At 65.9% G+C, this 21,774-nt stretch carries 21 protein-coding genes; 11 read left to right on the forward strand and 10 right to left on the reverse strand.

Annotated elements, in window-relative coordinates:
- Positions 1–3: 3 nt before the first annotated feature.
- A complete protein-coding gene (locus tag GQY20_RS20750) occupies positions 4–921 on the reverse strand; it encodes a LysR family transcriptional regulator (RefSeq protein WP_157219071.1) in 918 nt (305 codons plus the stop codon).
- A gap of 109 nt (positions 922–1,030) precedes the next feature.
- On the opposite strand from GQY20_RS20750, the gene GQY20_RS20755 reads away from it, so the two are divergent.
- The 3 genes from GQY20_RS20755 to GQY20_RS20765 all read left to right on the forward strand — a co-directional run bounded on the left by GQY20_RS20755 (position 1,031) and on the right by GQY20_RS20765 (position 4,687).
- Entirely contained in the window at positions 1,031–1,873 is an 843-nt protein-coding gene (locus GQY20_RS20755; protein WP_157219072.1) for an SDR family NAD(P)-dependent oxidoreductase, read from the forward strand.
- A gap of 62 nt (positions 1,874–1,935) precedes the next feature.
- The gene (locus tag GQY20_RS20760) at positions 1,936–4,185 is read left to right on the forward strand and encodes a glycoside hydrolase family 66 protein (RefSeq protein ID WP_157219073.1); all 2,250 of its coding nucleotides are present in this window, start codon (positions 1,936–1,938) and stop codon (positions 4,183–4,185) included.
- Between the two features lie 82 nt (positions 4,186–4,267).
- Positions 4,268–4,687 (forward strand): secondary thiamine-phosphate synthase enzyme YjbQ, encoded by a 420-nt coding sequence (locus GQY20_RS20765; protein WP_157219314.1) that lies wholly within the window; start codon positions 4,268–4,270, stop codon positions 4,685–4,687.
- A 13-nt stretch (positions 4,688–4,700) separates the two neighbouring features.
- Here GQY20_RS20765 and GQY20_RS20770 read toward each other — a convergent pair whose 3' ends face one another.
- The gene (locus GQY20_RS20770) at positions 4,701–5,138 is read right to left on the reverse strand and encodes a VOC family protein (protein ID WP_198351093.1); all 438 of its coding nucleotides are present in this window, start codon (positions 5,136–5,138) and stop codon (positions 4,701–4,703) included.
- A gap of 25 nt (positions 5,139–5,163) precedes the next feature.
- A complete protein-coding gene (locus tag GQY20_RS20775; protein ID WP_157219075.1) occupies positions 5,164–6,270 on the reverse strand; it encodes an NADH:flavin oxidoreductase/NADH oxidase in 1,107 nt (368 codons plus the stop codon).
- A gap of 170 nt (positions 6,271–6,440) precedes the next feature.
- Here GQY20_RS20775 and GQY20_RS20780 point away from each other — a divergent pair, with 170 nt between their 5' ends.
- A complete protein-coding gene (locus GQY20_RS20780; RefSeq protein WP_157219315.1) occupies positions 6,441–6,944 on the forward strand; it encodes a flavin reductase family protein in 504 nt (167 codons plus the stop codon).
- 69 nt (positions 6,945–7,013) lie between these two features.
- Here GQY20_RS20780 and GQY20_RS20785 read toward each other — a convergent pair whose 3' ends face one another.
- Positions 7,014–7,655, reverse strand: coding sequence for a response regulator transcription factor (locus GQY20_RS20785; RefSeq protein WP_157219076.1), 642 nt, complete (start codon positions 7,653–7,655; stop codon positions 7,014–7,016).
- 177 nt (positions 7,656–7,832) lie between these two features.
- On the opposite strand from GQY20_RS20785, the gene GQY20_RS20790 reads away from it, so the two are divergent.
- Positions 7,833–8,279, forward strand: a complete 447-nt coding sequence (locus tag GQY20_RS20790; protein WP_269769768.1) for a BLUF domain-containing protein — start codon at positions 7,833–7,835, stop codon at positions 8,277–8,279.
- A 54-nt stretch (positions 8,280–8,333) separates the two neighbouring features.
- On the opposite strand, the gene leuD is transcribed toward GQY20_RS20790, so the two are convergent.
- Genes leuD through GQY20_RS20805 form a run of 3 tightly spaced genes read right to left on the reverse strand, consistent with a single transcriptional unit; the run spans position 8,334 to position 11,544 of the window.
- Positions 8,334–8,951 (reverse strand): 3-isopropylmalate dehydratase small subunit, encoded by a 618-nt coding sequence (gene leuD / locus GQY20_RS20795; RefSeq protein WP_157219078.1) that lies wholly within the window; start codon positions 8,949–8,951, stop codon positions 8,334–8,336.
- Positions 8,948–10,366: a 3-isopropylmalate dehydratase large subunit gene (locus tag GQY20_RS20800; protein WP_198351116.1), complete on the reverse strand. Its 1,419-nt coding sequence runs from the start codon at positions 10,364–10,366 to the stop codon at positions 8,948–8,950. The genes leuD and GQY20_RS20800 overlap by 4 nt, the downstream gene beginning before the upstream one ends.
- Positions 10,363–11,544 carry a CaiB/BaiF CoA transferase family protein gene (locus GQY20_RS20805; protein WP_157219080.1) on the reverse strand — a complete coding sequence of 394 codons (1,182 nt, stop codon included), beginning with the start codon at positions 11,542–11,544 and terminating at the stop codon, positions 10,363–10,365. Before GQY20_RS20805 ends, GQY20_RS20800 begins: the two co-directional genes overlap by 4 nt.
- A gap of 111 nt (positions 11,545–11,655) precedes the next feature.
- Here GQY20_RS20805 and GQY20_RS20810 point away from each other — a divergent pair, with 111 nt between their 5' ends.
- Genes GQY20_RS20810 through GQY20_RS20825 form a run of 4 tightly spaced genes read left to right on the forward strand, consistent with a single transcriptional unit; the run spans position 11,656 to position 15,132 of the window.
- Complete coding sequence (locus GQY20_RS20810) at positions 11,656–12,612, forward strand: hydroxymethylglutaryl-CoA lyase (protein WP_157219316.1); 957 nt, start codon at positions 11,656–11,658, stop codon at positions 12,610–12,612.
- Positions 12,609–13,289: an isochorismatase family protein gene (locus GQY20_RS20815; RefSeq protein ID WP_157219081.1), complete on the forward strand. Its 681-nt coding sequence runs from the start codon at positions 12,609–12,611 to the stop codon at positions 13,287–13,289. Before GQY20_RS20810 ends, GQY20_RS20815 begins: the two co-directional genes overlap by 4 nt.
- On the forward strand, positions 13,289–14,215 hold the full coding sequence (locus GQY20_RS20820) for a polysaccharide deacetylase family protein (RefSeq protein ID WP_157219082.1): 927 nt from the start codon (positions 13,289–13,291) through the stop codon (positions 14,213–14,215). Before GQY20_RS20815 ends, GQY20_RS20820 begins: the two co-directional genes overlap by 1 nt.
- A complete protein-coding gene (locus GQY20_RS20825) occupies positions 14,215–15,132 on the forward strand; it encodes a polysaccharide deacetylase family protein (protein WP_157219083.1) in 918 nt (305 codons plus the stop codon). The genes GQY20_RS20820 and GQY20_RS20825 overlap by 1 nt, the downstream gene beginning before the upstream one ends.
- 189 nt (positions 15,133–15,321) lie before the next feature.
- Here GQY20_RS20825 and GQY20_RS20830 read toward each other — a convergent pair whose 3' ends face one another.
- The 3 genes from GQY20_RS20830 to GQY20_RS20840 all read right to left on the reverse strand — a co-directional run bounded on the left by GQY20_RS20830 (position 15,322) and on the right by GQY20_RS20840 (position 18,957).
- Positions 15,322–16,791, reverse strand: a complete 1,470-nt coding sequence (locus GQY20_RS20830; protein WP_157219084.1) for an aldehyde dehydrogenase — start codon at positions 16,789–16,791, stop codon at positions 15,322–15,324.
- Positions 16,792–16,930: 139 nt separating this feature from the next.
- Positions 16,931–17,752 (reverse strand): maleate cis-trans isomerase family protein, encoded by an 822-nt coding sequence (locus GQY20_RS20835; protein ID WP_157219085.1) that lies wholly within the window; start codon positions 17,750–17,752, stop codon positions 16,931–16,933.
- Positions 17,752–18,957 (reverse strand): FAD-dependent oxidoreductase, encoded by a 1,206-nt coding sequence (locus tag GQY20_RS20840; RefSeq protein ID WP_157219086.1) that lies wholly within the window; start codon positions 18,955–18,957, stop codon positions 17,752–17,754. Before GQY20_RS20840 ends, GQY20_RS20835 begins: the two co-directional genes overlap by 1 nt.
- A gap of 209 nt (positions 18,958–19,166) precedes the next feature.
- On the opposite strand from GQY20_RS20840, the gene GQY20_RS20845 reads away from it, so the two are divergent.
- Positions 19,167–20,354, forward strand: coding sequence for a class I SAM-dependent methyltransferase (locus tag GQY20_RS20845; protein ID WP_157219087.1), 1,188 nt, complete (start codon positions 19,167–19,169; stop codon positions 20,352–20,354).
- A gap of 79 nt (positions 20,355–20,433) precedes the next feature.
- A complete protein-coding gene (locus GQY20_RS20850) occupies positions 20,434–21,753 on the forward strand; it encodes an MFS transporter (RefSeq protein WP_157219088.1) in 1,320 nt (439 codons plus the stop codon).
- The last annotated feature ends 21 nt before the right edge of the window (positions 21,754–21,774 follow it).

The following is a 21,774-nucleotide window of genomic DNA, read 5'->3' on the forward strand; positions in this document are numbered from 1 at the left end:
CCTTCAGTCGGCCTCCCGCGCCGGCTGACGGAGCATGTCGATGAACGCGCGCAACGCCGGAGCCATCTGGCGCTGCTGCGGATAACAGAGGAAATGCCCTGGAAAGGGCGCCGACCAAGGTGCCAGCAACGGCACCAGCCGCCCATCCGCCAGATAGGGGCGAAACAGATCCTCCACCGAAAAGGCGATGCCGACGCCCTGCAGCGCGGCGGGCACGCACATGTCTTTCTCGTTGACGATCAACGGGCCGTGCACGGCCACTTCGAACCAGCCGCCATCCTCGAAAAACTCCCAGGCATAAGGCGTCTGCCGCCCCGGCCAGCGCCAGCGGATGCAGCGATGATGGACGAGGTCGCGCGGATGCGCCGGCGCGCCGTTCGCGGCGAGATAAGCCGGCGATGCCACCGCGATCTGACGCAGTTCCGGCCCCAGCCGGACCGCCACCATATCGCGCTCGATCACTTCGCCGATGCGGATCGCCGCGTCATAGCCGCCCGCGACGACGTCGATCACCGCATCGTCGAGCGTGAGGTCCAGCTCCACATCGGGATAGGTGGCGGCAAATTGCCCGAGAATCGGCACGATATAACGCTCCGCCGCCGAACGGAAACTATGTACGCGCACCCGACCGGCCGGCCGCTCGCGCGAATGGCGCACCTGGTTCAGTGCCGCTCCGAGCTCCGCCACCGCCGGCCTGACCCGCTGGAACAGCGTCTCGCCCGCATCGGTCAGCGCCACGCTACGCGTCGTGCGGTTGAGCAGCCGCACGCCGACGCGCTCCTCGAAACCGCGCACCAGCTGGCTGAGCGCCGAAGGCGAGACGCCGAGCGCCTCGGCGGCGCGGCTGAAACTCAAATGCTCGCCCACCGCGACGAAGGCGCGGAGCTGGTTATAATCGCTGCCGGGCAGAAGCGTGTCCATGCGACAGGCTCAGCATTATTCAGCTGAGCTTACAAGCTCTGTGAGAAATAGGCGTATTCTGAAAGACTGCTGCAAGTGCGATCTGGGGCGTGCAAAAAGGAGACGTCCCATGAAGACATGGCTCATTACCGGCATTTCCCGCGGCTTCGGACTCGATCTCGCCCGAGCCGCCCTGGCGCGCGGCGATCGGGTGATCGGCACGGTGCGCAGCGGCACGCCGGACCTGCCGGAAAGCGACGGGCGGCTGCACCTCTTCACTCTCGACATGGCCGATCCCGCCGGCATCGGCGCCACCGTCGAGGCCGCCTTCACCCTGGCGGGCCGGATCGACGTCGTCGTCAACAACGCCGGCTACGGCCTGCTCGGCGCGATCGAAACGACGAGCGATGCCGATGCGGAGCACCTCTTCGCCGTGGATCTTTTCGGCCCGTTCCGCCTCATCCGGGCGGCGCTGCCTCATCTGCGCGCCCAGCGATCGGGCCACATCCTCAACATCACCTCCATTGCCGGACGCGCGCCGGTCGCCGGATCGGCACTTTACGCGGCCGCCAAGCATGCGCTGGAAGGCTTTTCCGCCGCGCTTGCCCAGGAAGTGGCTCCCTTCGGCATCAAGGTGACGGCGGTCGCCCCCGGTGCATTCCGGACGGACTTCCTCTCCGCCCATTCGCTGCATCGGGCTGATGCCGGGAGCGATGCCTATGCCGCCTCGGTTGGCCGGAGCCTCGCCGCTTTCGATGCGATGGCCGGCCGCCAGGCAGGCAATCCCGCCCGCGCGGCAGAGGCGCTGCTCACCATCGTCGATGCCAAGGATCCGCCTCTCCACCTGCTGCTCGGTTCGGACGCGCTACGCCGCACGCGCGAAAAGCTGGGCGGCGTAATCGAGGAGATGGATCGCTGGGAAAGTCTCACTCTCGGCACCGATTACGCTCGGGGTGCGGCGGGAATGGCGTAAAGATGGCTTAGCTTCAGCATTCGGTCCTCGCCGCGACACCAAGCGCTCGCTACGACGGCCGAATGCTGCGCTTGCTCACGCTCTTCGTCTTCCTGGTGTTGTTCGCCTCGCCACTTTCCGCCACGCCATCGCTCGATCCGGCGCTGCACGAACGGATCGGCCTCGTCACCACCGACAAGGGGCGCTACGCGCCGGGCGACACCGCGACTGCGCGCATCACGTTGCGCTCATCCAACGCGCCATTTCGCGGAACGCTGGTCGCCACGCTCTTCCGCAACGCCGAGGAGATCGCACAAGGCAGGCGCAGTGTTGAGATCGATGCCGAAGCGGTCGTCGCCGAATTCCCGTTCATCGTGCCTCCCTCCGACCTGCGAGGCTATCGCATCGATGTGACCCTGGTGGATGCCAACGGACGCAGCGTGGACCAGGCCTTCGGCTCGGTCGACGTCCAGTCCGGCGCGCTGCCGACGCGCTTTCCCCGCCAATGCTGGATCTCGCGCTGGGGCGAGGATATCGATGCCGCGGCACTGCTCGACAGCCAGGTGGCCTGGCGCTGCAACACCGTCCAGGCCTATGCCAATTATTACCGGCCCGAGCTCGCCCCTCCGCCCGAGCTCGCCAGCTGGCCGTCCCTGCCCAATCGCACCGTGAGCCGCGCTACCATCCGCAGCGTGATCGCGGCGGCGCATGCCCGTGGCCTGCCGGTGCTCTTCTTCCAGGGCACCGGTGAAGCCTATGACGATTTCCTACGCCGCAGCACCGGCCCGAGCCTCGACCAGGGCTCCTTCGTCCGCGCCTGCTCGGTTGCCCGTCCCTGCACGGAGGCGGATCTCGATCGATCGCCCGCCCTTCCCGACAACTGGACCCGATATGGCTGGCAGGCAGATCATCTCGATCTGTTCGATCTCTGCTCGCCCGGCTGGCAGGCACATCTGCTGTCGAAGAGCATCAAGCCGATGCTCGATCAGTTCGGTTTCGACGGGTGGCAGGCCGACACGCTGGGGCCGCCCGCCGGCCCGCGTTACGACCTCACCGGTCAGCTCAGGGATCCGGGCGCCTGCCTGTCGGCCTTCACCAGCAGCGCCCAGGATTATCTCGGCAAGCCGGTGGTGGTGAATACTGTGAGCGGCTGGCACCTCGCCGACGTCGCGCGGGACGGCAGCCAGCCGATCCTCTATCGCGAGACGTGGAACTTCGATTCGCCGAGCTTCGCAGCGCTCGACGCGATCACGACCGGCATTCGGCGGGATACATCCCGCGCGATCGTGCAGCCCGCCTATCTCCAGCGCGCACTCGCCACGAACTGCGCGCGCAACACGGCGCAGCCCGGCTCCTGCGCGGTCAATCTCGCCTCGCCGCTGCTCGCCACCGCGCTGATCGCATCGGCGGGATCGACGCTGATGAACCATATGGACGATGGCTGCATCGCCACCGGCGTGTTCATCGAGGGCTATCACTTGCCATGCCCACCGCCCGTCACCGACGCGCTGCTGCGCTACAAGAATTTCGAGGTCGCTTATCAGCCGATGCTGCGCGACGGCGTAACGGCCTCGCCGCTGCCCTGCGCCCTGGCCGACGGCACATCCTCCGCCAGCGCCCCGGCCGCCGGCCACATCGACCTCATGAGCCGCGCCAAACCGGGCTTCCAGATCTGCCAGGTCGTGAACCTCGCCGGCATAGCCACCGATCGCTGGACCGACATGGACGGCACCATGCCGGCACCCACACCTGCCACCGATCTGGCGATGATCCTCCATTATTCCGGCGCACCCGTCCAACCCGGCACCAACCGCCTGTGGTGGGCCTCGCCGGACATGAACAACGGCGCCGCGACCGATCTTGCCTATGTCACAGGATCGGATGCGGGCGGCAATTTCGTGCGCTTCACCCTGCCCCGCCTGGCTTATTGGGCGATGATCGTGCTGGAGACGCCCGGCCTCGCGGATTCGGATCTGCACGCCAATCCCTATGAGCCACTATCCGGCGCCACGTTCAGCACGGCGGCCAATGGCATCGGTGTCGCAGATGGCATCGCCATTGCCGCCTGCTGTGGCCGCTGGGCGCGCTTCGCCACTTTGCAATTTGGGGAAACGACGCCGCGGCATGTCCATATCGCCTATCGGGCGGAGGCGACGGCGCAACTGACGCTGCGGCTGGACGGTCCCACCGGGCCGGTCATCGCGGTCTGCCCGCTCGTGGCGCCGGGCGGCGAAGCGGATTGCCCCGTCTCTGGTGCCCAAGGCCTCCACGATCTCCACATTGCGTTCGACGGCGCGGACATCCATCTGCAGGCGCTGCAGTTCGCACGCTGAGCATCGTTGTCGCACCATGATCGTCGCCACGCGTTGTCGGCGTCACCGTGCGATCCGCGGCGTGCAGGAAAGGGAAACGGACATGCGACAGGCGACGAAGCTGCTGCAGGTGCAGACCAGCCGTCAGGGACTGATCGAGGTCACGCGCGAGATCGTCGATTGGATCGAGACGCAGGCGTTTGCCGAGGGGCTGCTGACAATCTTCTGCCGGCACACCTCGGCATCGCTGCTGATCCAGGAAAATGCCGCGCCGGAGGTCCGCAGCGATATCGAGGCCTATTTTGCCGAAATCGCGCCGGAAGATGCAGGCCGCTATCGTCACGACGACGAAGGTCCGGACGACATGCCCGCCCATCTTCGCACGGCGCTCACTCAGGTGCAGCTGTCGATTCCCTTGATCGGCGGGCGGCTCGCGCTCGGCACCTGGCAGGGTATCTATCTGTTCGAGCACCGCCGCGTACCGCACCGGCGGAGCCTGGCCCTGCACCTGATCGGAGCCTGAGCGCGTTCGGCAGTCAATCCGTCGCGAACAGCCGCGCAGGATCGGCCATGGCCTTGATCTCGATCGCATTGCCGCTCGGATCGGTGAAGAACATCGTCGCCTGCTCGCCCGCCTGGCCGCGGAAACGGACATAGGGCTCGATCACGAAGGAAAGTCCGGCCGCCTTCAGCCGCGCGGCAAGCGCCTCCCAGTCCGCCATCGGCAGCACCAGCCCGAAATGCGGCACCGGCACGCCATGGCCGTCGACCGGATTGACGCCCGCCGGGCCGGAGGCGCCGGTGCGATGGGCGACAATCTGGTGGCCATAAAAGTTGAAGTCGACCCAGTCCTCGGCGCTGCGCCCTTCGGGACAGCCCAGCAGCCCGCCATAAAAGGCACGCGCCTCGGCAAGGTCGCGGACCGGGAAGGCGAGGTGGAAAGGACAGACGGGATGGGCGGTATCGTTCGACATCATGTCCCTCGGCGGTCGGGAGCGGTCAGGCGCTCTCGAACAGATTTTTGAACTGCCGCGGCTGGCAGCGCAGATACTGGTTGGGCGCCCGCACGGTCGCGCCCAGCTCGGCGGCTGCATGCCAGGGCCAGCGCGGATCGTAGAGGATGGTCCGCGCCAGCGCTACGAGATCCGCATCGCCTGTGCCGACGATCGCCTCGGCCTGCTCGAAGCCGGTGATGAGACCTACCGCGATCACCGGAATGCCCACTTCCGCCTTCACCGCACGCGCCAGCGGCACCTGATAACCGGGGCCGACCGGGATCTGCTGTGCGGCATGGAGCCCGCCGCTCGATACGTGGATGGCGCTGCAGCCCCGTCGCTCCAGCTCCTTCGCAAAGGCGACGGTCTGCTCGACATCCCAGCCGCCTTCCACCCAGTCCGTGCCAGACACGCGCATCGAGACCGGCTTCTCCTTCGGGAACGCCGCGCGCACCGCATCGAATATCTCCAGCGGGAAGCGCATCCGATTTTCCAGCGAGCCGCCATAATCGTCGTCGCGCCGGTTGGAGAGCGGCGAGAGGAACTGATGCATCAGATAGCCGTGCGCGCCGTGGAGTTGCACCAGATCGAGGCCGAGATTGTCGGCGCGCAGGGCCGATGCGACGAAGGCATCCCGCACCCGCTCCAGCCCCGCCCGATCGAGTGCCATCGGGGCATTCTGCCCCTCGGCGAAGGCGATCGCGGATGGCGCCACGGTCTGCCAGCCATGGGCATGATCCGGCGCGATCTGCGCCCCGCCGTTCCACGGCAGATCGGTCGACGCCTTGCGGCCGGCATGGGCGAGCTGGATGCCGATCGGCATCTCGGACCAGCGGCGTATGCCCTCCAGCGTCCGGCGCATCGCCGCCTCGGTGGCATCGTTCCACAGGCCGACGTCGGCATAGCTGATCCGCCCTTCGGGCAGCACCGCCGTGGCCTCGATGGTCAGGAGCGACGCGCCCGAGAGGGCAAGCTGGCCGAGATGGATCAGGTGCCAGTCGGTCATCTGCCCTTCCTCGGCGGAATATTGACACATCGGCGCGATCACGATGCGGTTGGCAAGATCGAGGTTCCCGACGCGGATCGGCCGGAAAAGAGCAGGTTGCGTCACGAATGTCTCCCTGAAGCACAGCGGGCGAGGCGGACGGATGAAGTGCCACACATGGCGATCTGTGCCCGATCGGCAAGGGCCGATCGCGAACGCGGGTTGCATTTCGGATCAGGACGGTTGACGCGGCCGGAGTCGCTCCGGACAATCCGCGAAAATATGGGAGAGTGATGATGGACGACGCAGCCAAGAAGACGGCGCTCAGGATGATCCCCTACGGCCTTTACGTGCTCACCGCGCGCGAGGCCGACGGCACCGTGCATGCCGCTACGATCAACTGGGTCACGCAGACGTCCTTTTCGCCGCCGCTCGTCGCCATGGGCATCAAGGCCGATTCGGGTGTCTATGCCGCGTTGAAGGCCACGAAGAAGGCCGTCTTAAACATCCTCGGCAAGGGGCAGCAAGGGGCCGCCTTTGCCTTCTTCAAGCCGGCCACGCTCGAAGATGGCAAGCTTTCCGGCGAACCCGTGCATGATGGCGAGAACGGTGTCCCTGTGATAGCCAGCGCGCCCGCCGCTGTGGAATGCAGCCTGATCGAGATCGTCGAGCGCGGCGATCATCACGTCGCGATACTGGAAGTCACCGACGCCACCCTTTCCGCACCAATTGAGGGACGTCCGGATGCGGCCGTGCTGGAGATGAAGGACCTCGGCGAGAAAGTTTTCTACGGCGGCTGAGCACCGGCGGGCGGCCGCTATATGAGCCGACGCGATGGACCGTCCTTCAATGTGCCGTTTTGCCCGTTATCAGGCGGCGGCGGAAGAAGGCAGCCGGTCCGGCAGCAGGTCGGCTTCGCCAGCCAGCTGCAGCAATTCCGCCAGGTTACGTACCCCCAGCTTCCGCATGGCGCTGGCGCGATGCATCTCGACCGTGCGGATGCTGAGGCCAAGCGTACGCGCGACGAGCTTGTTGGAAAGCCCGCCGGCAATATGCTCGACGGTCTCCCGCTCACGCACGGACAGGCTGCCCACCCGTTCCTGCGCCTCACGCTTTCGGGCGACCAGCGGCAGGCTCCGGCCGAGCTGTTCGCACCCGGACCGGATCACGTCCAGCAACAGCCGGTCGGCGATCGGCTTTTCGAGGAAATCAAAGGCACCTGCTTTCAGCGCTGCGACGGCCATGCGGATCGTGCCCTCCGCGCTCATCAGGATCACGGGCATTTCCGGCCGCAATGCGGAGACCCGGCGCTGCACTTCGAGCCCGCCGAGCCCGGGCAGATCCACCTCCATCACTATGCAGCCGACAGGCAATTCGGCGAGATCGTCCAACAGGTCCTCGCCGCAGCTGAAGGGGTATGAATGCAGTCCCGCCTCGGTTATCAGCGCGCCCAGGGATCGGCGAACAGCCACATCCTCGTCGACGATATAGATCGTCCGCGCAGAATCCATCGGCCTTATCTCCCTCGATCCATCAAGCAGTGTCCATCGATACTCTACACGACGAGCCTCGTCGTGATTCTCCTGTCCTGTAACGCGACGGCCGCCCCCGCAAGACCCCGGCGCACGGAGCCGGACAAGATGTGTTGAACAGGCCGACCAGCCGTTTATGGTGATGGGCGATGGCGGATGGTGGGGAGTATCAGCCAAGTGCCTGCGTCCTGTTGGTTGTACGTCAGCCGCAGTCAAATTGAGGTGGCTGCCATTCCATCGGAAATCGAGCAGATCGTTTCGACATCGCGTGGACGCAATGCCACGCTGGACGTCACCGGGGCGCTCATCTTCGCCCGCGGCCGGTTCAGCCAGTATCTCGAAGGGCCGGAAACATCCGTTGCGGCGCTCCGCGCCAGCATCGAGCGCGACGACCGCCATACCGACATCGTGACCTTGCCAACGAAGCCGACCGCCGTGCGACTGTTCGAAGGCTGGTCGCTCGCCTATGCCGGCGAAGCCAGCTACATGTCGCGCGCGATGGAACGTACTCTCGTCGATGCGATCGAGGGCCCGGAACGCGATGTGCGCACGCTGATCAACATCATGGTCGGCATGACCGACGGGAGGACCCCCAAGGGGTAGGCCCCGACGGCTGGCTGGAAAAGCGCGAGACCGGCAACCCTGGAACGACTGCTCCTACAGGTAGACCCAGGGCCGCGCGGCCCTGTCGCGGGCGCGGAACGCAGCGATCTGGTCAGCGCGTTTGAAGGTCAGCTCGATCGCATCGAGCCCCTCGAACAGCATCTCCTTCGCCTCGCGCTCGATCGCGAAGGCCCAGTTGCGCCCGTCAGCGAGCGAAACGATCTGCGTGGCGAGATCGACGGTCACGACCTCCAGCCGCTCCGCCGCCTCGGCGAGCGCGGCCACCGCTTCGGCCGGCAGCTCGACCGGCACGATCCCGTTGCGCACGCAATTGCCGCGGAAGATCGGGTTGAAGCTCGGCGCGACGATCGCGCGGAAACCATATTCGGCGAGCGCCCAGGCGGCATGCTCGCGGCTCGATCCACAGCCGAAATTGGTGCCGCCGATCAGGATGGTCGCGTCGCGATACTCGGGCCGGTTCATCACGAAGGCGGGATCAGGCTCGCGCCCGCCGACCTCCGTGTAGCGCCAACCGGCGAACAACCCATCCGCCAGCCCCTTCTTGGAGACGGATTTCATCTCGCGCGAGGGGATGATGGCGTCGGTATCGATATTGTCCCGCACCAGCGGCAGGGCGTGCGCGGTGAGGCTGTGGAATGGCTGGCTGGTCATGCGATGGGGCTCAGCTTGCGCGGATCGGCGATCGCACCGGCGATGGCGGAGGCGGCCACGGTTTCGGGCGAGGCGAGATGCGAGCGCGTCTCGGGGCCCTGCCGGCTCTCGAAATTGCGGTTGGTGGAGGTGATCACCCGCTGGCGAAGCCCGAAGCTCTCGCCGCCGGCAAAGAAGCACATCGAGCAACCGGCCTCGCGCCATTCGAAGCCCGCGTCGCGGAAGATGCGGTCCAGCCCCTCGGCCTCGGCCTCCGCCTTGACGCGGGTAGATCCCGGCACGCAGATCGCCTTCACATGGCCCGCCACCTTGCGCCCCTCGAGGATCGCGGCGGCACGGCGCAGGTCCGACAGGCGGGAATTGGTGCAGGAACCGATGAACGCCGCGTCGATCGGCAGATCCTCCAGCGCCTGGCCTGCCGTCAGGCCCATATAGGCGAGCGCGCGTTCATGCGTCGCCTGCGTGTCGCGGCCACCTGCCGGATCATAGGCCGGCACGGTCTCGCCCAGCGGCACGGCATGCTGCGGACTGTTGCCCCAGGTCACCATCGGCGCGACGTCCGCGGCATCGACGATATGGTCGACGTCGAACACCGCATCCGCGTCCGAGTGCAGCGCCGCCCAGGAGGCGACGGCAGCGTCCCAATCGGCGCCCTTGGGTGCGAAGGCGCGGCCATTCAGATAGGCAAACACCGTCTCGTCGGGCGCGATGATCGCGGAAAAGGCGGAGAGCTCTGTCGCCATGTTGCACAAGGTCAGCCGCCCCTCGACATCGAGTGCGCGCACCGCCTCGCCGGCATATTCGAGCATATGGCCCACCGCCCCGGCCGCGCCGAAGCGGCCGAGCAGATGGAGGGCGAGGTCCTTCGCCGTCACGCCGGTGCCGAGCCGGCCGTTCACCGTGATCCGCATCGTCTTCGGCTTGCGCACGCGCAGCGTGGACGTGGCGAGCGCATGCTCGGCCTCGGTCGAGCCGATGCCCCAGGCCAGCGCCCCCAACGCGCCCTGAGTGCAGGTATGGCTGTCCGGGCAGACCAGCGTGACGCCGGGCAGCACGATCGCCTGCTCGGGCGAGATGACATGGACGATGCCCTGCCCCGGATCGCCGATGTCGAACAGGGTCAGCCCGGCCTCCAGCGCCGCCTTTCGCGTCGCGGTGATGAACTGGGTGCCGGTCGGCATGATCGTCCTGTCGCCGCGGCCGGGCAGCGTATCGACGATATGGTCCATGGTGACGAAGGTCTGCCGCGGCGCCATCACGCTGCGGCCGGCGTCGCGCAGGCTTTCGAGGGCGACGCTGCCGGTCCGCTCGTGCAGCATGATCCGGTCGATCAGCAGCAGGCCGGTGCCGCCGCCGAGATCGTCGATCGCATGCAGATCCCACAGCTTCTCGAACAGCGTGCGTCCCATTGTCAGGCGACGCCCCCGCTGGCACGCAGCGCGCTGATCTCTTCCGGCGCGTAACCGAGGCCCGCGAGCAGCGCGTCACTGTCGGCTCCGATCGCCGGAATGTCGCGTGTGAGGCCCAGCCGTTCGCCGTCGAACTCGATCGGCAGGCCCGGAAGGCGTGTGGCGCGCCCGTCCGGCAGGGTGAGGTCGACCAGGCCGCCGGCATTCAGATGCGGATCGTCGAACAACTCGTCCGGGCGGGTGATCGGCGCAAAGGGCAGGCCGATCGTCTCCAGCTTCTCGACCAGCGCGTCGCGGGTCATGCCGGCGAACAGCGCCCGGACCTGCGGCAGGATCGCGTCGCGCGCCAGCACGCGCTGGTTGTTCGCGCGATAATCCGGATTGTCGCCGAGCGCATCGAGGCCGAAGGCACGGCAGAAGGCGAGCCATTGGGAATCGCTCACCACGCCGACGAACAACTGCTCCTCGGGCTCGCTCGTCTCGAACACGTCGTAGATCGCCCAGGCCGAGATGCGCACCGGCATCGGCCGCGCGGCGGCGCCGGTCACGGCTTGCTGCGCCATATGCTGGCCGACGAGGAAGGCCGTGGTTTCATAGAGCGAGCAGCGCACCTCGCTGCCCTTGCCGGTGCGGTGCCGCTGCTCGACCGCGGCAAGGATGCCGATCACGCCGAACATGCCGCCGGTAATGTCGATCACCGACGCGCCGGCGCGCAGCGGCCGGCCGGGCGGGCCGGTCATATAGGCGAGGCCGCCCATCATCTGCGTGACCTCGTCGAGCGCGGTGCGCTTCTCATACGGCCCGGCGAGAAAGCCTTTGGCGGAACAGTAGATCAGCCGCGGATTGTCCTTCGACAGCTCTTCATAGGACAGGCCGAGCTTCGCCAGCGTGCCCGGACGGAAATTCTCGATCACGATGTCCGCCTCGGCGATCAGCCGGCGCGCGACGCCGAGCCCGTCCGGCTGCTTGAGATCCAGGCAGATGCTCTGCTTGTTGCGGTTGAACATCGGGAAATAGCCCGCGCCCGAGCCGAGCAAGGTTCGCGTATGATCGCCGCCTACCGGCTCGACCTTGATCACCTCCGCGCCGAGATCGCCCAATATGACTCCAACCGCCGGCCCCATGACCATGTGCGTGAATTCAACGACTTTCAGGCCCGCAAGCGGAAGGGCATCCTGGTTCATCACTATCCCGGCTAAAAATTGTCATGCCTTGAATGGCTTCACCGATTTGATATAGACCTATGACAAATAACGCAACCAGAGTCGAAAGGGTCGGAAGAGATCGTGGACGCCATGGACGGCATCGACATCCTCATCAGCGAGGTCGGCCCGCGTGACGGGCTGCAGAGCATTGACGCCATCATGCCGCTGGAGGCGAAGAAGGCGTGGATCAGCGCGGAGGCGGCAGCCGGCGTGCGCGAGATCGAGGTGGGAAGCTTCGTTCCCGCCAAGCTGCTGCCCCAGCTCGCCGATACACGCGAGGTGGTCGCGCATGCCTTGACGATTCCGGGGCTCACCGTCGCCGTGCTGGTGCCCAATGCCCGCGGTGCCGAGGCGGCGCTGGAGGCGGGTGCGCACAAGCTGACCCTACCGCTCTCGGTATCGGAGACGCATTCGCTGCGCAACCTGCGCCGTACGCATGAACAGGTGCTGGAGGAAGCACGCGCCATCGCGGCCATGATCGCCGCACAGCCGCCCGAGAAACGCCCGCATTTCGAAGGCAGCCTTTCCACCGCCTTCGGCTGCACGCTGGAAGGCGCGATCCCCGACGCGCAGATCGCACGCCTGGCCGAAAGGCTGATGGCTGCGGGCTGCGACGAGGTGGGCCTCTCCGACACCACCGGCTATGCCGATCCGGCAGCGGTGAAGCACCTCATCAACCTCGTCCGCGATACGGTGGGCGAAAAGACGCTGACCGGCATCCACTTGCACAACACGCGCGGCCTCGGCCTCGCCAACGCGCTGGCCGCGATCGAATGCGGGCTCACCACGCTGGACAGCTCGCTCGGCGGTCTCGGCGGTTGCCCCTTCGCGCCCGGCGCCTCGGGCAACATCGTGACCGAGGATCTCGTCTTCATGCTGGAGGCGATGGGGCTGCGCACCGGCATCGACATCGACAGGCTGGTCGCAACACGGGAGATCCTGGCCGCGGCGGTGCCGAACGAGCCGCTCTATGGTTTCATACCAGATGCGGGTCTCCCGCTCGGTTTCAACGCGGCCGCACGTCGGCCTGTCAAGGAGGTAGCATGACGATCATCGGAACGAAGATGGTGCGCGAGGACAAGACCGCGCGTCAGCTCTTCGAGGAGGTCATGGCCAATCCTGCGCGCAAGAAGTTCGGCTTCGGCGAGAAGCTCGCCATCATGAACGTCGATTTCCAGCAGGCCTATACGCGGATCGACATGTTCAAGACGGCATATGAGACCGATCCGAAGCAGATCGACTATGTGAACACCATCTCGCGCCTTGCCCGTGCGAAGGGCATGCCAGTAATCTGGTCGCGCGTCGGCTATAAGGACGATGCGGGCGATGCCGGCGTCTGGGGCACGCGCACCGATACCGAGGATTCGCTCCAGAACATCAAATATGGCAGCGAGCGCCACGCCTATGATCCGCGCTGCGAGATCGATCCCAACGATCTTCAGTACACCAAGCGCATGCCGTCGGCCTTCTTCGAGACGCCGCTCAATTCCTATCTGCGCTGGCACAAGGTCGATACGGTGATCGTCACCGGCGGCAGCACCTCGGGCTGCGTGCGCGCGACGGCGGTGGACGCCCTCGCCTATGGCTTCCGCTCGATCGTCCCGATCGAGACCTGCGCGGACAAGCATGAGAGCTATCATTTCGCCAATCTGACCGATCTTCAGCTCAAATATGCCGATGTCGAGCCGGTGCAGACGGTCATCGACTGGCTGGAGGCACGCTGATGCGCGAAGGCGAAGGCGATCCTGGCCTCTACGATTTCCGTCCCTATCGGGACCGTGCGAAGATCGCCTGGCCCGAGGGCAAAACGGTTGCCGTCTGGGTGTCGCCCAACATCGAATTTTACGAGCTCGATCCGCCCGCCAACCCGCAGCGCAAGAGCTGGACGAAGCCGCACCCCGATGTCGTCGGCTATGCGCATCGCGATTATGGCAATCGCGTCGGTCATCAGCGGCTCGTCGACGTCATGGAGACGCATGGCTTCAAGGGTTCGGTCTCGCTCTCCATCGCGATGTGCCAGCATCATCCCGAGATCGTCGAACAGGTGAACGCGCTGGGATGGGAATTCTTCAGCCATGGCGCCTACAACACCCGCTATTCCTACGGGATGGACGAAGCGCAGGAACGTGCGCTGATCGAGGATTCGATCCGCACCGTGCGCGAGGCGACAGGCCAGTCGATCAAGGGCTGGCTCGCCCCCGCCCTCACCCATACGCCGCGCACGCTCGATCTGATCGCCGAATATGGGCTGACCTATACTTGCGATCTCTATCATGACGATCAGCCGGGGCCGGTGCATGTGCAGTCCGGCCGGCTCATCTCCATGCCCTACAGCCTGGAGGTGAACGATCATTATGGCTTCTCGGTCTATAATATGAGCCCGCGCGAATATGCCGAGACGCTGATCCGCCAATATGAGCGGCTGGCCGCCGAGGGCGAGACCTCGGGCACGGTGATGTGCATTCCGCTCCACGCCTATCTGGTCGGCCAGCCGCACCGCATCGGCCCCTTCGCCGAGGTGCTGCGCCACATCGCCGCCGACGGCCGCGCCTGGATCACCCGCTCGGGCGACATCGCGGACCATTTCCTTGCCCATGACTATGACGCAGCGACGGCCGACGCCGCCCGCTACGCGACGGAGGCGCGCTGATGGCGCTCGATCCCTGCTATCTCGAATATCCCAAGCGCCGCCACGGCATGGACCATGATTTCTATCCCTGGTCCAACCTGTTCGAGCGCAAGCCCATCGCTTGGCCGGACGGCAAGAGCGTGGCAGTGTGGATCCTGGTCAACCTCGAATGGTTCCCGATCGTGCCGGAAGACAAGCCGTTCCGCGCGCCGGGCCATATGGTCACCCCCTATCCCGACTATCGCCATTATACGGCACGGGACTATGGCACGCGGATCGGCTTCTACCGACTGCTCGACGCCTTCGCGAAGGTCGGTGCCAAGGTCTCGGTCGCCGCGAACGCCGCGATCGCCGAGCGTTATCCGTCGGTGATCGCCGACATCGTCGCGGCAGGTCATGAGATCGTCGCCCATTCCACCGACATGAACGGCACGATCGCAACCGGCATCGGCGAGGAGGCGGAGCGCGCTCTGATCCTGCGCTCGCTCGACACGCTGGAGCGCGTCGCCGGCACGCGCCCGCGCGGCTGGCACTCGATCGCCCGCTCGCAATCCTTCGACACGCCGCGCCTGCTGGTCGAGGCGGGCGTCGACTATATGTGCGACTGGGTGAATGACGAGCTGCCCTATCGCTTCACGACCAGCGCGGGCAGCCTGATCAACCTTCCGCTCAACCATGAGCTGTCGGACCGCCAGATCCTGGTCAACCAGCAGCATTCGGTCGACAGCTATGTCGAGCAGATGACCGACGCCTACACGCTGCTGGAGGCCGAAAGCACCCGCTTCGGCGGTCGCATGCTGCCGCTCAACGTCACGCCCTATATCATGGGCCTGCCCTACCGCATCGACGCCTTCGAACGCCTCCTCGCCGACCTCGCCGCCCGCCCGGGCACCTGGTTCGCGCGCGGCGACTCGATCGTGGATGCGGCTGGAGTGTGATCCTTCATCCTACCGCTACGGGCTACGGTATTCACGCAGCCCAGATATGGGTTCCTTCCTCGTCATGCTGAAACGAGTCAGCATGGCGAGGAAAATCGTCAGCCACCCTCCACGTGAATCGAACAGCCTTACGAGGGAGGGTAATGTTAACACCGCTCCCGGCAGTCGATCCGCGTCGAGCGCCGCCGCTCACACCCCCAGCTTGCGCAACGCGATCGGCCGCCGCGGGATCGTCACCGTCTTCTGCCGCGTGTAGAAGGCTTCGCAGGCCGCACCGCCATCGGCACCGACGCCCGAATCCTTATAGCCTCCGAACGGCGCGCGCAGCTCGCGCATCATCGGCGTGTTGCACCAGACGATGCCCGCTTCGATCCGCTCCTGCGCCTCCATGATCCGCGCGATATTCTGCGACCAGACATAGGAGACCAGACCGAAGCGGCTGGCATTGGCGATGCGATACGCCTCTTCGTCCGTATCGAACACCATCAGCGCCGCGAACGGGCCGAAAATCTCCTCCTGGCACACGCGCCGGTCGTTCGAATCCGCGCGCACGATGGTAGGTTCGACATAGCAGCCGCGATCGAATTGCGGTGCGCGCCGGCCGCCGGTCAGCAAGGTCTCGCCCTCGGCGCCGGCGCCGGGCACGAAGCTCAGCACATGCTGCATGTGGCGCTGCGAGACGAGCGGCCCGATCTCGGTCGCAGCGTCCAGCGGATCGCCGATGCGGATCTTCCTGGCGCGCTCGACGAACGCTTCGATGAAACGATCGGCGATGCCGCGCTGCACGAGGATGCGCGAGCCGGCGAGGCATTGCTGGCCGTTATTGGTGAAGATGCCGAGCAGGGCGCCGTCCACCGCCTGCTCGAAATCGGCGTCGTCGAAGATGATGTTGGCCGATTTGCCGCCCAGCTCGACCGTCGCCGGTTTCAGCAGCTCGCCGGCGGTGCGCATGATCACCCGTCCGGTCGGCGTGCCGCCGGTAAAGGTGACGACATCCACGCCCGGATTGCGGATCAGCCGGTCGCCGGTGCTGGCGCCGCGGCCGTTGACCAGGTTGACGACGCCTTCGGGCAGCCCTGCCTCGCCCAGGATCGAGACGAGCTTGCTGATGCCGAGCGGCGCCTGTTCGGAAGGCTTCAGCACGCAGCTGTTGCCGAAGGCGATCGACGAGGCGATCTTCATCGATCCCAGCGCCAGCGGCGAGTTCCACGGGCTGATCAGCGCGGCGACGCCGACGGGCTCGCGTCGCACGAAGGTGAGATAATCCGGGTTCTGCTCGTAGAGGGCGCCGACGCTCTGGCCGATATAGTCGGCGAAGAAGCGGAAATTGTCGGCGGCGCGCAGGATCGAGCGGTTGCGGATCTGCGCGCGCGGAATGCCGGTATTGGCGCATTCGATGTCGGCCAGCATGTCCGCGGCCGCATCGATCAGGTCCGCGCAGCGGCGCAGCACCGCCTGCCGCTTCTCCACCGCCATGGCGCGCCACGCGCCCTCGTCGAAGCTACGCCGGGCGGCCGCGACGGCGCGGTCGACGGTGGCGTCGTCGGCCTCGGGCAGCTCGACGATCAGCGTGTCGTCGGCAGGATTGACGACGGGGATCGGCGCCTCGCCTGCGCTGATCGTTTCCCCGTCGATCAGGGCGGTGATGATGTCGGTCATGGCTGTCTCTTTCGGCTGTCGGATTCACACATTGGGTGACGGCTCATTTCCTTCGTCATCCCGGACTTGATCCGGGATCCATTCGCCGCAGCGCCGGGCATCGATGCGCAACGCTGCGGCCAATGGATCCTGACTTCCGTCAGGATGACGAAGAAGAAAAATACGGCGATGTGCGAATGTCTGAGCTCCTTGGAAGGGATGCGGTTGCGGCGCGGCAGCGGTCGCGCCAGGCTTTGGCTGCTTCGGAAGCAGAATCGAGCAGGTCGCCGAGGCCGAGGCGATCGTAGATCGTCGCGGCGAGGCAGAGGTTGGAAGACAGGATGGTGAGCCCCTCCGGGGCGTCGGCGATCAACGGCAGCGAAGGCATGCCGGTGCCGGTCAGCAGCACCGCATCCACCTTGGCAGGATCGATCCGCGCGATTGCCGGGGCCGCATCGGCGCTGCCCAGCGCGTAGATGCCCCGCGTGTCCGCATCGGGCGCGAGGCTTCCCGCGCTGTCGACGCTGACCAGTTCGTAGCCGAGCGCCTGCCAATAGCGCACCGCTGCCTGGGCCAGCCCTGCCGGATAGGGCGAGACGAGCGCGATGCGCTGCGCGCCGATCCGCATCAGGGTACAGGCGATGGCATCGGCCGCGGTGACGATCGGATAGCCAAAGCGATCCTCGCAATAGGCCAGTACCGCGCGCTCGTCGGCAGGATCGACGACATAGGACGAGGCGGTGCAGCCGAAGCCGAATATGTCGGGCCGAAACGTGTCGAACGCGGCGAGATGGTCAACCAGACGCAGCAGATAGTCACGCAGCCGATCGGCGGGTACCCCGGCCTGGCTGGTCAGCCGGGTCACGGTGACGCTCGCGGTGGGGGGCGTCAGGATAGCGAACTCGGTCTCGACGGTAGGATTGGCCTGCGGCGTGCCGATGCCGATCCGCCCGCCGCGCCCATAGTCGTACGAACCGCCCATCAATCGATCACCGCAGCCCGGCGGAGCCCTGCGATCATCGAGCTGCGCAGCAGATGCTCGCGCGCGGCGACGGGATCACCCGCCGTCTTCTGCAGTGCCGTCAGCATCTCGCGCCTTTTGTCGCCATCCCGCTCCTGCATGCGCGCGCGGTTGCGGTCGGCCTGCGCCAGCACCTCCTGCTCCGCGATCGGCTTGCGGCGGCGGGTATAGCGGTCGAGCAGATCGATCGGCGCGCCTTTCCAGATCTCGGACAGCGTCGCCACCAGTTCAAACGCGTCGTGCACGCCGCCGTTCATGCCCATGCCGCCCGAGGGCGAGTTCACATGCGCCGCGTCGCCCGCCAGCACGATGCGGCCCTTCCGATAATCGTCGGCGATGCGCATGTGGATACGATAGGGCCGTGTCTCCAGCACCTCGTGCCCGGCGTCGCTCGGCGCGATCTCCTGCAGCTTGCGCGCGATGCTCTCGGGGCGCAGCCCATCCTCCACGGTCTCGTCATGATCGGGATAGAGGCTGCAGCGCCAGAGATTGGGCAGCCGCAGCAGGCTGAACGTGCCGCCCTCCTTCCAGACATAATTGACGTTGGAGAGACCCGGCAGATGTTCGTGAAAGGGAAAGAGCGTCGTCGCGAGGATCGTCGTCTCGGGGTAGGTCTTGCCTTCGAAGGCGATGCCCGCATCCTGCCGCACCACGCTGCGCGATCCGTCCGCGCCGATCAGATAGCGTCCGGTGAAGCTCTGCGGATCGGCGTCCGCCGGCGCGTCGACCGGTCGCGCGACGACGGTGACGCCCTCCTCGTCCTGCGACACCGCATCCACCCGGATGCCGAGCAGCACGCGCCCACGCCCTTCCGCCTGCAGCCGTTCCAGGAGCAGGGCGCACAGCTTCGACTGTTCGCACTGCAATCGGAAGGGGTGGCGTGTGTCGGCAGCGATCGCCGTAAGATCGAATTCCGCCTTCTCGCCTGTCTCGTGCAACCGGATCTGCCAGGTCGGGCTGCGCAGCCCCTGCGCCACCAGCGGTTCGGCCAGCCCCAGCGTGTCGAGCAGGTCGAGCGTCGGGGGATGAAAGGTCGAGGCGCGCAGATCGGAGGCGAGCACCGGCTCCGCAGCGATCAAGGTGAAGGGAATGCCGCGCGTGCCGAGCAGATAGGCTGCGGTCAGCCCCACCGGCCCTGCGCCCACCACGATCACCCCGTCGTCCATCGCCCATTCCGCCCGCTGGTTTATTTGTATTACTTCTAATAGTAATATGTCCCGCGCAAGCGATTTTTCGGGCCGCCTGCAGGCTGTGTAATTTTTCGCGGCAACGCGCGGATCGCATTGAAGGCTGCCTTACGGAGTGATACGCTCCGATTCGGAACAGTGTTCTATATTTTAGAACGCTGTGCGCCGCGACAGGCTGGAGGCCCCAGATGGCACAAATGGACTTGGCAAATTCGACGATCGCCGACATCGAGACGGTGACCCAGCCGACGCATGACGAAATCGCGCGCCAGCGCTTTTGCAGCGTGCTGCGCCGTCACGCCATCCAGGATTTCGCCACTGCCGTGGAGGCGGACTATCGCGAGCGCGTCGCCCCCAAGGCGGGCGCCCCCGCCACCAGATGGCGCGAGATCGACAAGGCGATGGAGCGGGAGAACAGCTACCGCTTCTACAGCACGCTGCGCTACAATGCGCAGGAAATGTGCTTCCTTTCGGTCCAGCCGGAAGTCGAGCGCGCCCTGCCCGATCTGATTGCCGTCGCCCGCGACGCTGCCGAGCGCAATCCTGCCGGCGGCTCGCTGCGCCTCGATCCGGCGCTCGCCGTGCCGGCCTATGTCACCAATCTCGACGTCCATCTGACGCCGGGCTGCTTCCACAGCGAATTCACAGAGGACGACGTGGCGCAGGGTGCGGTCGTCAGCCTAGGTTCGCGCGTCTTCACTGCCCAGCAGAGCCATCGCAGCTGGGGCGGCGTGGCGCGCGTGATCAGCCGCTGGATCAAGGCTGCCTATCCCGATTTCACGCCCACGCGCATGCTCGACATCGGCACCACTTCGGGCAAGAACCTCATCCCCTATGTCGAGGCCTTTCCGGGCGTCGAGGCGCATGGCATCGACGTCGGCGCGCCGCTGCTGCGCTACGGCCATGCGGTGGCCGAGCATGCCGGTGTCCCCGTCCACTACAGCCAGCAGAATGCCGAGCACACCGATTTCCCAGACGGCCATTTCGACCTGATCGTCTCGAGCTTCTTCTTCCATGAGATCCCAGTCTGGGCGACGAAGAAGGTGCTCGCCGAATGCCAGCGCCTGCTCAAGCCGGGCGGTCTGATGGTGCATCAGGAGTTGCCCGCGCATGACCTGGTCGACGCGTGGGAAAATTATTTCTGGAATTGGGACACGCGCAACAACAACGAGCCGGCCTACACCGCCTTCCGCGATCAGGATCCGATCGCGCTGATGGCCGATGCCGGCTTCGATCCGGCTGCAAGCTTCGCGCATATCCTACCCGATATCGGCGCCTATCCGGATCGCACCGCCGCTTTCGCCTGGGACGAGCCGGGCCGGCCGCGCCACGGCAAGGGCGGCTGGTATGTATTCGGCAGCCGCAAGCCGGCCTGACGACGATCGCGGGGCAGCGCATCACAGACAATCGGGGCCGCCGGCCGGGACCAACCCGGCCGACTGAAGGACGACACGCGTGATATTGGAAAAGAATAGCGCCGCCTACCGCTGGTATGTCGTGCTGCTGCTGCTCTTGATATTCATCCTATCCTATTTCGACCGCTACATTCTCAGCCTGCTGGTCGAGCCGATCAAGAAGGCACTGGAGCTCAACGACTTCCAGATCGGCCTGCTGCTCGGCCCAGCCTTCTCGACCTTCCACGTACTCGTCGCGATCCCGCTCGGCTGGTATGCGGACCGCACCAACCGCAAATATCTGCTGCTCGCAGGCATCGTCATCTGGTGCACCATGACGGCGAGCAGCGGCCTGGTCGCCACCTTTCTGCCGCTCTTCCTGATGCGCCTCGGCCTGGGGCTCGGCGAGGCGGTGGTGAGCCCCTGCTCGGTCTCGATGATCAGCGACTATTTCAGCCGCAAAGAGCGATCGCGCGCGATCAGCGTCTATATGGCGGGCCCCTATCTCGGCGCCGGCCTCGCCTTCCTCGCCGGCGGCTTCATCGTCAGCCATCTCGAAACGCTCGGCCATGTGTCTTGGCCGATCTTCGGCACGCTCGCGCCCTGGCAGGCGGCCTTCGTGCTGGTCGGCATCCCGGGCTTCGTCTTCGCCGGCCTGATGCTGTCGGTGCGCGAACCCGAACGGCAGGAGCGCATCTCGAAAGGCACCAGCGCCACCCTCGCCTTCCGCTACATCTGGAAGCGCTGGCGCGGCTTCGGCTCGCTGTTCGTCGGCTCGACCAGCAATCTCGCGCTGAGCGCGCTCACCTTGTGGAACGTGCCGCTGTTTTCGCGGGTCTATGGCTGGAGCGTCGCCGAGACCGGTTTCGTCACCGGCCTCTTCTATTTCACCGCCGGCCCGATCGGCACTGCCGTCGCGGTCTGGGCGACCAGGTATTTCGAGGCGGGTCGCACGGACGGCTCGATGCGCGTGCTGCTGCTCGGCCTGATCATCTGCGTGCCGTTCAGCGCCTTCTATCCGGTGATGCCGACGGCGGAACTGGCGGTCGCGCTGATGTTCGTCGCTTTCATCGGCAAATCGGTGGCGACCGCTGCCGGCCCGGCCGCGATGGCGCTCATCACCCCGGGCGAAATCCGCACCCAGTCGATGGCGATCTTCAACACCGTCATCTCGCTGATCGGTCCGCTGATCGGCCCGCCGCTGATCGGCTGGGCCACCGACGCGCTCGGCGATCCAAAGAAAATCAACGTCGTCCTGTGCGGTTACGTATTGTTGATCGGCTTGCCCTCGATCGTGATAGTGTCACTCGGATTGAAATATTATCGTGCGGCGGTGAAAGATCTGGAAGAAGCGCTGCAGGCCGTGCCGGCACAGCATTGAATGACGCCGCACTCCGCTTGT

The sequence above is a fragment of the Flavisphingomonas formosensis genome (assembly GCF_009755815.1).
GTDB lineage: Bacteria > Pseudomonadota > Alphaproteobacteria > Sphingomonadales > Sphingomonadaceae > Flavisphingomonas > Flavisphingomonas formosensis.